The 9550-nt window shown below is 58.3% G+C and carries 9 protein-coding genes; 7 read left to right on the plus strand and 2 right to left on the minus strand.

Annotated elements, in window-relative coordinates; translation table 11 throughout:
• Positions 1-64 precede the first annotated feature (64 nt).
• The 4 genes from RYC17_RS26140 to RYC17_RS26155 all read left to right on the plus strand — a co-directional run bounded on the left by RYC17_RS26140 (position 65) and on the right by RYC17_RS26155 (position 2112).
• Positions 65-904: a BON domain-containing protein gene (locus RYC17_RS26140; RefSeq protein WP_316904743.1), complete on the plus strand. Its 840-nt coding sequence runs from the start codon at positions 65-67 to the stop codon at positions 902-904.
• A gap of 228 nt (positions 905-1132) precedes the next feature.
• Positions 1133-1420 carry a hypothetical protein gene (locus tag RYC17_RS26145; protein ID WP_002555680.1) on the plus strand — a complete coding sequence of 96 codons (288 nt, stop codon included), beginning with the start codon at positions 1133-1135 and terminating at the stop codon, positions 1418-1420.
• Positions 1421-1477: 57 nt separating this feature from the next.
• Positions 1478-1642: a DUF1328 domain-containing protein gene (locus tag RYC17_RS26150; protein ID WP_002555679.1), complete on the plus strand. Its 165-nt coding sequence runs from the start codon at positions 1478-1480 to the stop codon at positions 1640-1642.
• A gap of 2 nt (positions 1643-1644) precedes the next feature.
• A complete protein-coding gene (locus RYC17_RS26155) occupies positions 1645-2112 on the plus strand; it encodes an inhibitor of vertebrate lysozyme family protein (protein ID WP_316904744.1) in 468 nt (155 codons plus the stop codon).
• Positions 2113-2356: 244 nt separating this feature from the next.
• Here the strand turns inward: RYC17_RS26155 and RYC17_RS26160 are convergent, their stop codons facing one another.
• Both RYC17_RS26160 and ompR read right to left on the minus strand, forming a co-directional pair.
• Complete coding sequence (locus RYC17_RS26160; protein ID WP_004655259.1) at positions 2357-3667, minus strand: ATP-binding protein; 1311 nt, start codon at positions 3665-3667, stop codon at positions 2357-2359.
• 163 nt (positions 3668-3830) lie between these two features.
• The gene (ompR, locus tag RYC17_RS26165; protein ID WP_002555676.1) at positions 3831-4571 is read right to left on the minus strand and encodes a two-component system response regulator OmpR; all 741 of its coding nucleotides are present in this window, start codon (positions 4569-4571) and stop codon (positions 3831-3833) included.
• Between the two features lie 299 nt (positions 4572-4870).
• Here ompR and RYC17_RS26170 point away from each other — a divergent pair, with 299 nt between their 5' ends.
• The 3 genes from RYC17_RS26170 (at position 4871) to gshA (ending at position 9410) form a co-directional block, all read left to right on the plus strand.
• Positions 4871-7192: a Tex family protein gene (locus RYC17_RS26170; protein WP_002555675.1), complete on the plus strand. Its 2322-nt coding sequence runs from the start codon at positions 4871-4873 to the stop codon at positions 7190-7192.
• Positions 7192-7575: a PaaI family thioesterase gene (locus RYC17_RS26175; protein WP_004655264.1), complete on the plus strand. Its 384-nt coding sequence runs from the start codon at positions 7192-7194 to the stop codon at positions 7573-7575. Before RYC17_RS26170 ends, RYC17_RS26175 begins: the two co-directional genes overlap by 1 nt.
• Before the next feature lie 242 nt (positions 7576-7817).
• On the plus strand, positions 7818-9410 hold the full coding sequence (gene gshA, locus RYC17_RS26180) for a glutamate--cysteine ligase (RefSeq protein WP_316904745.1): 1593 nt from the start codon (positions 7818-7820) through the stop codon (positions 9408-9410).
• Positions 9411-9550 lie beyond the last annotated feature (140 nt).

The following is a 9550-nucleotide window of genomic DNA, read 5'->3' on the forward strand; positions in this document are numbered from 1 at the left end:
CCGCGTTTATGTCGTTAAAGCCGTCCACTCGGAGACGAAATCCCATCTCAAAAGGAACGCTCATATGTTTTCACTGAAAAAGATTGCTCTGATCACCGCCGCCGCTGCGCTGCTTGGCAGCGGCCCGGTACTCGCCCAACCTGATTTGCCCACCCAACTCGCCGAGGCGCGTCAGGAAGGTTCGATCTGGACAGCTTTCGCGCTGAACAAACATCTGAGCCCGTTCAAGATCGATGTAAACGTCGACCAGGGCACTGCGACGCTGAAGGGCAAGGTTGAAAACGAGGTTGATCGTGAGCTGGCCGAACGCATTGCGCTGGATACCAAAGGCATCGAAAAGGTCGACAACCAGCTGGAGGTAGACCCTGCCGTTGCCAGCGAGCCTGGTACGCGAACCAACATGGCCCAGCGTTTCGAAGATGCCACGCTGGTCGCGACGGTGAAATCCAAATTGTTGTGGAGCAGCGTGACTGAAGCGCTGACCATCGATGTTGATAGTAAAGATGGCGTGGTCACCCTCAAAGGCCGCGCGCAAAGCCCCGAAGCCAAAGAGCTGGCGGGCAGCCTGGCAAGCAATACTGACGGGGTGATCAGCGTCAACAACCTGATCAGCCTGAGCGCAGCCGACTCGATCGCTGCCAAGACCCAGCCCCAGACATTGACCCCAACCGAGGAAATGAGCGACGCCTGGATCACCAGCAAGGTGAAGGCGAGCCTGATCTACAGCCGGACGCTGGACGGACTCAACATCAAAGTGGACACCAAAGCCGGTGTGGTGAGCCTGAACGGCGCGGTTGCCAACTTTGCGGAGAAGGAGCTGGCGGTGGAAATCGCGCGCAACATTCGTGGCGTCAAGGGAGTGAATGGCGACGCCCTGAAGGTCATGGCGCGTAGCGCAGGCTGATCGCCCAGGCGCACAACGCTGAACGCTTCGTGCAGAACGCACGATTACAAAGGTGTAATCGTGCAGCTTGCTGGTAGGACGTCTCTGCAAAACTCCGCAGGCCATTGATTTTAAAGGATTTAAATTACACCAACAAACTGGCATGCAGTCTGCAATAAACCATTCAATAAGGTCGATATACAACGACCCATCAGATTGAATGCCCACTCAGGCCAGGGGAGTTTGCAGATGAACAGCCAGCGTATTGCACAATTGCGTATCTCTCCCCTGCATATTCAGCAAGGTCTTTTTCTACTCCTTGCACTGCTTGTCACTCTGATCGCCATTCAGCAGTTTCAGCGTTGGAATCAAGCCAACGAAGCAACTCAAGCCAGACAGCAATTCATCCAGACCAGCAGCATTTCTTATCGCGGCGTAAGCGCCCCAGCGGTCAAGGATGCGTCCTCGAGCCTTCGCCCTGTCGATGGGCTGGTATCTGTAGATGAAGTCGCACCGCAGCAAAAATGGGTTTTCTGACCCGACCTGAAAAATCGCAGCATTCACATTAAAACGGCACCAAAAAGGAGTATCACCATGTTGAGTTGGGCAATCACGTTTCTGATCATCGCCATTGTCGCTGCAGTACTGGGCTTCGGTGGTATCGCGGGCACGGCTACCGGTATCGCCAAGATCCTGTTCGTCGTCTTCCTGGTGATGTTCGTTGTGTCGTTCTTCTTCGGTCGTCGCGGTCGAGGCTGATAATGCACACGTCATTTCGCACACTGGTCGCCGCCCTGTTGATGGGCGGCAGCGCCATGGTCATGGCAGCCAATGATGGACAGTCTCGGGTCAACGAGCTTTTGAGCTCTGCCCCCGAGTACCGCACAACCTGGGCGAAGGTCGTCAAGAAGGAAGAGCGGTTGCCGGATTGGGTGATCAACCTGTCCGGCGCTTCCGAGCAGCAGATGACAGCGGCCACTGAAGACGGTGATAAGTATCTTGTCGGGCCGCTTTGCGAAACTGCCGATACGTGCAAAAGCAAACGCCTGATCGTGGCTTTCAGTCTCGATAAGGAAGATGCTTACGCCATGTTGGTTGAAGTACCTGCGGGCTTGCCTGCGGATAAATCACCAACCCGTCACGCGACTTACCGCTACCTGGGTAAGCCTGACGAGGGTATGCAAAAGCTCTTGAATGAAGAGCTGCGCAAAGACCCTAACTGGTATTGATTCAGAAGAAGGTATCGGCTCCAGAAGCCGATACCTCTCTTGTTTGTGCGGCCTGAGGAAGGTGCGCGCATGACCAAGGGGCCGGGATGCGTTGATCGAATGGATCGGCGTGACCTAGGGGTACAGGGAGTACCTCCGCCAAGGGCCGGGTCAGGCAAGCTGCCGTGCAAGTCCTCAAGAATGCGTCGACCTGTCGAACATTTTCCATGACCCGCACGGCGCTTTATGCCCTTTACGATTCTTTCTAGATAGCATCCCTCGGCAGCATCAGCCCTAAAGGCAGACGCACTCGCGCCTCCAGGCCACCCCCCGAACGATTTCTCAACTCGACGTTGCCGCCGTGCATGGCAGCGATACGCTTGACGATAGCCAGCCCCAGGCCGGTCCCTTTGCCGCTGCGTGCGCGGTCACCGCGAATGAACGGATTGAAGATGGTATCAAGCTCGGACGGATCGATGCCTGCGCCCCTGTCCAGTACGCTCAACACCACGTACGGCGCGTTTCTGTCACCGGATACATAAGCGGCCACTTCGATACCGTTACCGGCATGATGCCTTGCGTTGCCAATCAGATTGGTCAACAGACGCTTCATCGATACGCGCCTTAGCGGGAACGGCGGAATAGGTTCCAGACACAGACGGATGCTGTCTTCATCGTTATTGAAGGGTGCAACCACGTCGCGCACCAGATGCCCCAGATCGACCTCTTCAATCTCTTCATCACGCCCATCGCGAATGAACGCCAGGAATTGATCAAGAATGGCATCCATGTCCTCGATGTCCCGCACCATGCCTTCGGAGAACTCATTGTCGTTCATCAGTTCCAGAGACAGGCGCAGACGCGTCAGTGGTGTACGCAAGTCATGGGAGACGCCAGCCAGCATCAGTTCGCGTTCCTGCCCGGCCTGTTCGACGTCTTCGGCCATCTGATTGAAGGCCCGATAGACTTCGGTCATCTCGCTGGGTGTGTCACTGACCGGCAAGCGCACGCTGCGCCCCTGCCCCAGCTGTCGAGCCGCAAAGACCAGACGCTTGAGCGGCTGATTCAGTTGACGCACAAAAATCCACGCCGACGCCGTGGAGAGCAACCCGATGGCCAGGAACCAGCCCAGCACACTCCAGATCTTCTGGCCGCGCAACGGGTGCGGATAAAGCGGCACTTTCAGCCAGCCATCCCCAAGGCTCGGCGCCCTTACCCAGAGCGCGGGCGGTGCGTGCACACGCAAACGCACTTCCGTATCGGCACCCAGCTCGGCCTGCATCTGCCGCTGGTAGATCTCACTGTACGGCCAGTGCTGCTCACCTTCCGGCACGCCACCGCCCACGACTCGAATCAGACCGGCCGCTTCGGCAATCGCCTCACGATCATTTTCATCGGCTGCCCAATACGCTCGCAGCGTCAGCGCAACGCCGTGGCTGTATTGCCTGTCGACCAGCACGTCTTCGTTCATCAACAGATAAACCAGCGTCAGGGCCTTGGAAAACAGCACGACGATGAGCACCAGCCAGAGCGTGCGAGAGAAAAAGCTTTGCGGAAACCAGAGCGGAGTCTTCATAACTGCAGCCATACACTTTGCAAGGCGAGCGAGGCTCGCAGGTTTGCCGAACGCGGGCCGGACCCGATGGACGAACGCAAAAAACCAGTACGCCGATAACCTTGAAAGAGATTATCGACGTAACTGGCGGGAATGACGGACTTCTGTGCTGACAACCGGCTTATCAGCGATTACCGGCACCATCCGGAACGAATACATAGCCTACGCCCCAGACGGTCTGGATATAGCGGGGCTTGGAAGGATCCGGCTCGATCAGGCGACGCAGACGGGAAATCTGTACGTCGATGGATCGCTCCAGCGCATCCCACTCCCGGCCGCGGGCCAGGTTCATCAGCTTGTCACGGGTCAGCGGCTCGCGAGCGTGCATGACCAGAGCCTTGAGTACCGCGAACTCACCCGTGGTCAGCATATGCACCACGTCGCCACGCTTGAGTTCGCGGGTTGCCAGGGAGAGCTCGTAGTCGCCGAAACTGACCGACTCGTCTTCACTGCCGGGCGCGCCGGGTACAGGCGCAGCCTGACGACGCAGAACAGCCTTGACCCGCGCCATCAACTCGTCCGGGTTGAACGGCTTGGCCAGGTAATCGTCAGCACCCAGTTCGAGCCCCTTGATGCGGCTCAGCTCATCGCCCTTGGCGGTCAGCATGATGATCGGTACCTGATTGTTCGCGGCTCGCAGACGACGGCAGGCTGAAAGGCCGTCTTCTCCGGGCAGCATCAAGTCCAGCACCACAAGGTTGAACACCTCGCGGGCCAATAGTCGGTCCATTTGCTCCACGTTTGCCACGGCGCGGGCCCGGTAGCCCTTGCTGGTGAAAAAACGTTCCAGGAGACTGCTCAGCCCCGGATCGTCATCGACAATAAGGATTTTTTCGCCTTCAGCATTTTGTGCGGTGCTGCTCATCGGATGCTCCTCTGATCTCGGGGCGCATTATGGCGTAGCTGCGGTGATGCGCACCTTGTGCATTGTTAGCAGATTTTACTGGAGGCGGCACTTGTGCAGGCTTTTTCGCCGAAAAAAGACCACATTTGTCGGCCGATCCCCTAATCCGCCTTCGCCGGGTATAATGCGCCGCCCTCAAAGTCAGGCAATGCTGGCCTTGTGGCGGTTCGCCAGCGCTGAAAATAAATGCTGGCGGACGATATTCAGGCAAGGCAATTCGTACATAGCCCAGTTTTTTGCTCACAACTCCAGGTGGTTTTATGGACAGCATCAACAGCCGCATCGCCGAAGAACTCGGCGTACGCCCACAACAGGTCGCAGCGGCCGTAGCACTACTGGATGAAGGCTCGACCGTGCCCTTCATTTCCCGCTACCGCAAGGAAGTGACCGGCAGTCTTGATGACACGCAATTGCGCCATCTGGAAGAACGCCTGCGCTATCTGCGTGAGCTGGATGACCGGCGTGTCAGCATTCTTGCCAGCATTGAAGAGCAAGGCAAGCTGACCCCGGAGCTGGCTCGCGACATCAAGCTGGCCGACACCAAGACCCGCCTTGAAGATTTGTACCTGCCTTATAAGCAGAAACGTCGCACCAAGGGCCAGATCGCCCTTGAAGCCGGTCTGGGCGAGCTGGCCGACGGCCTGTTCAACGACCCGAGCCTGACCCCGGACGCCGAAGCAGCCCGTTTTGTCGACGCCGAGAAAGGCGTGGCCGATGTCAAGGCTGCGCTGGAAGGCGCCAAGTACATCCTGATGGAGCGCTTCGCCGAAGACGCATCGTTGCTCGACAAGCTGCGCAGCTTCCTCAAACAGGAAGCGGTAATCAGCGCACGCGTGGTGCCGGGCAAGGAAGAGGAAGGCGCCAAGTTCCGCGATTATTTCGAACACGACGAGCCGCTCAAGAGCATGCCTTCGCACCGTGCACTGGCGATTTTCCGCGGCCGCAACGAAGGTTTTCTCAGCTCCGCACTGAAAGTCGGTGAAGAACTGCCGGGTGCCATGCACCCTTGCGAACTGATGATCGGTGAACGCTTCGGCATCCAGAACCAGAACCGCCCTGCAGACAAATGGCTGGCCGAGGTGGTGCGCTGGACCTGGAAGGTCAAGTTGTACAGCCACCTGGAAACCGACCTGCTGGGCGAGCTGCGCGACGGCGCGGAAACCGAAGCCATCAACGTTTTCGCCCACAACCTGCACGACCTGCTGCTCGCCGCCCCGGCTGGCCAACGCGCCACACTGGGCCTGGACCCGGGCCTGCGCACCGGCTGCAAGGTCGCTGTGGTGGACGCCACCGGCAAGCTGCTCGACTACGCCACCGTCTATCCGCATGTGCCGAAAAACCAGTGGGATCAGACCATTGCCGTGCTGGCTGCCCTGTGCGCCAAGCACTCGGTCGACCTGATCGCTATCGGCAACGGCACCGCCAGCCGCGAAACCGACAAGCTGGCCGCCGACCTGATCAAAAAATACCCAGGTCTGAAAATGACCAAGGTCATGGTTTCCGAAGCAGGCGCATCGGTTTATTCCGCGTCGGAACTGGCCGCCAAGGAATTCCCGGACCTCGACGTATCGATCCGTGGCGCAGTCTCCATCGCCCGTCGCTTGCAGGACCCGCTCGCCGAGCTGGTGAAAATCGATCCGAAGTCCATTGGTGTCGGTCAGTATCAGCATGACGTCTCGCAGCTCAAACTGGCGCGCGGTCTGGACGCGGTGGTTGAAGACTGCGTGAACGCTGTGGGCGTGGACGTGAACACCGCTTCGGTGGCGTTGCTGGCGCGGATTTCCGGCCTTAACACCACTCTGGCGCAGAACATCGTTGCGCATCGCGATGAAAACGGCGCGTTCAAGACGCGTGCAGCGCTGAAGAAAGTCAGTCGTCTGGGCGAAAAGACCTTTGAACAGGCCGCAGGCTTCTTGCGCGTGATGACCGGTGACAACCCGCTGGACTCTTCTGCCGTTCACCCGGAAGCCTATCCACTGGTGCAGCGTATTGCGGCAGAAACCGACCGCGATATTCGCTCGTTGATTGGCGATGCGAGCTTTCTCAAACGTCTGGACCCGAAGAAATTTACCGACGAGACCTTTGGTCTGCCGACCGTGACCGACATTCTGCAGGAACTCGAAAAACCGGGTCGCGACCCGCGTCCGGAGTTCAAGACGGCAGAGTTTCAGGACGGTGTCGAAGAACTCAAGGACCTGCAACCGGGCATGATTCTCGAAGGCGTGGTCACCAACGTCACCAATTTCGGTGCATTCGTCGATATCGGCGTGCATCAGGACGGTCTGGTACACATCTCGGCATTGTCCGAGAAGTTCATCAAGGACCCGCGTGAGGCGGTCAAGGCCGGTGATGTGGTGAAAGTGAAGGTCATGGAAGTCGACATTCCGCGCAAACGCGTCGGCCTGTCGATGCGCATGAGCGACACGCCCGGCGAGAAGGTCGACGGTGCACGCGGTGCACGCCCAGGTTCCTCGCCTCGCCAGCAGAACAGCGCTCCACGCAAGGAAACCACAGCACCCGCGCCCATCAACAACGCAATGGCTTCGCTGTTTGCCAATGCCAAGCAGTTGAAGAAGCGCTGATGGATATTCCTGAAGATCTGACCCAAAGTGCCTACTTCAAGATGCTCGGCTGCGAACTGCGGCGTCTGGACGAGGGCGTGGCGGAGGTTGCGTTGCCGCTGGAGGCGCATCTGCGCAATCGCGGCAACGTGATGCACGGCGGGGCAATCTTCAGTCTGGTCGATATCGCCATGGGGCTGGCCTGCTCCAGCTCCCACGGTTTCGACCAGCGCAGTGTCACCATTGAGTGCAAGATCAACTATGTGCGCGGCGTGTCCGATGGCGAGGTGTTATGCATCGCCAAGGTGCTGCACGCGGGCCGCAGGACGCTGGTCGTCGAGGCGGAAGTCGTTCAGGGCGACAAGCTTGTTGCGAAAGCTCAGGGCACATTCGCAGTCATCTAGACTGCGATAAAGGCTGATGAAAGCAATCACTGTGAACAGAACCTAGCCGTATCGACATCATTTAGGTTAATTTCGGCACCATTAGCGTGGTGCCGAGTCCATTTGGGTGGTACGACATAGAGCAGTGATTGTGAACAGGCGCTACAGACCAACCAGGCGACTACGCCAGTTCCTTTCTTCACCCTTGTAGACCGTCAAGTCCACCCCCATATCGGGGCGACCGATGCGTGAAGGATTACACCTTGAGCGAACTTTTAAACCGTCGTCTTGCATTGCTCGGCGAGCGCAACAACCTCTCTCTGCTGGAGCAGTGCCTGCACGGTATCGAGCGCGAGTGCCTGCGCGTTACTGCAACGGCAGAACTGGCACAGACGCCTCACCCGCAAGCTCTGGGTGCTGCACTGACCAACGGTCAGGTTACGACCGACTATTCCGAATCGCTGCTGGAGTTCATCACGCCTGCGCTGAAGAACCCGGCCGAAACCATCGACAGCCTGGACAAGATCCATCGCTTCGCCTACAGCAAGCTGGGCGACGAGTTGCTCTGGAGCCCGTCGATGCCATGCCCGCTGCCCGATGAAGAGCACATACCGATTGCCTATTACGGCACGTCGAACATTGGCAAGCTCAAATACGTGTACCGCAAGGGCCTGGCGCTGCGCTATGGCAAGACCATGCAGTGCATCGCTGGCATTCATTACAATTTCTCGTTGCCGGAAGACGCCTGGGCGCTGCTCAAGCAGACCGAAGACTTCGCTGGCGACGCGCGCGACTACCAATCGCATTCCTACATCGCGCTGATCCGTAACTTCCGCCGCTACAGCTGGCTGCTGATGTACCTGTTCGGTGCTTCGCCAGCGCTGGATGCGGGCTTTCTGCACGGCCGCCAACATCAACTGGAACAGCATTTCGACGCCGATACCCTGTATCTGCCGTACGCCACCAGCCTGCGTATGAGCGATCTGGGCTATCAAAGCGACGCCCAGGCCGACCTGACCCCTTGCTACAACGACTTGGTCAGCTACACGGACAGCCTGCGCAAGGCCGTGGCCACGCCTTATAAGCCTTACGTCGATGTCGGTACTCATGACCAGAACGGCGAGTGGATTCAGCTAAACACCAACGTGCTGCAGATCGAGAACGAGTACTACTCCAACATTCGCCCCAAGCGTGTGACCTATAGCGGCGAGCGCCCTATTCAGGCGCTGGTGGCCCGTGGTGTGCAGTACGTCGAGGTACGCTGCCTGGACATCAACCCGTTCCTGCCTACCGGCATCAGCCTGGAGCAATCACGCTTCATCGATGCGTTCGTGCTGTACTGCGCGCTTGAGGAAAGCCAGCAACTGGCCAGCCATGAGTGTTCCAATGCAAGCTCGAACTTCCTGGCAGTGGTCAAGGAAGGTCGCCGTCCGGGCCTGAACCTGCTGCGCAACAACAGCCCTGTTGATCTCAAGACCTGGGCAACCGAGCTGCTGGAAAAAATCACACCGATTGCCCGACTGCTGGATCAGGCCCAGGGCATCGACGAGCACATCAAGTCGATTGCCGTGCAACAGGCAAAGATCGACGATGCGTCGCTCACACCTTCGGCCCAGGTGCTGGCCAGCATGAAAGCGCATAACGAGGGCTTTACTGCTTTCTCTTTGCGCCAGAGCCAGGCCCACGCCGAATACTTCCGCACTCACCCGCTGAGCGCTCAGGAACAGGCAGATTTCGAAGCCCAGGCCAAAACCTCGATCGAAGAACAGGCCGAACTGGAAGCGACCGAGGAAGTGGTGGAGTTCGACACGTTCGTGGGGTCGTATCAGGCGAGCATTCTGTCGATCAGCAACTGATCGTGCAATTACTGTGGGGAGCTTGCTCTCGAAGGTGCCGGTGCAGGCGCGACTATCGTGCGGCGCTCTGCGTCGCATGCCTTTCTGGACGCTCCGCGTCCTCTTGACGACGCAGAGCGTCGAGAACTGCATTCCCACGC

This window comes from Pseudomonas syringae group sp. J248-6 (assembly GCF_032586995.1).
Classification (GTDB): domain Bacteria; phylum Pseudomonadota; class Gammaproteobacteria; order Pseudomonadales; family Pseudomonadaceae; genus Aquipseudomonas; species Aquipseudomonas amygdali.

What these genes read in the sequence shown, in the direction of transcription:
- RYC17_RS26140 (WP_316904743.1), top strand. Translation starts at nt 65, where the DNA reads ATGTTTTCACTGAAAAAGATTGCTCTGATCACCGCCGCCGCTGCGCTG.
- RYC17_RS26145 (WP_002555680.1), top strand. Translation starts at nt 1,133, where the DNA reads ATGAACAGCCAGCGTATTGCACAATTGCGTATCTCTCCCCTGCATATT.
- RYC17_RS26150 (WP_002555679.1), top strand. Translation starts at nt 1,478, where the DNA reads ATGTTGAGTTGGGCAATCACGTTTCTGATCATCGCCATTGTCGCTGCA.
- RYC17_RS26155 (WP_316904744.1), top strand. Translation starts at nt 1,645, where the DNA reads ATGCACACGTCATTTCGCACACTGGTCGCCGCCCTGTTGATGGGCGGC.
- RYC17_RS26160 (WP_004655259.1), bottom strand. Translation starts at nt 3,667, where the DNA reads ATGAAGACTCCGCTCTGGTTTCCGCAAAGCTTTTTCTCTCGCACGCTC.
- ompR (WP_002555676.1), bottom strand. Translation starts at nt 4,571, where the DNA reads ATGAGCAGCACCGCACAAAATGCTGAAGGCGAAAAAATCCTTATTGTC.
- RYC17_RS26170 (WP_002555675.1), top strand. Translation starts at nt 4,871, where the DNA reads ATGGACAGCATCAACAGCCGCATCGCCGAAGAACTCGGCGTACGCCCA.
- RYC17_RS26175 (WP_004655264.1), top strand. Translation starts at nt 7,192, where the DNA reads ATGGATATTCCTGAAGATCTGACCCAAAGTGCCTACTTCAAGATGCTC.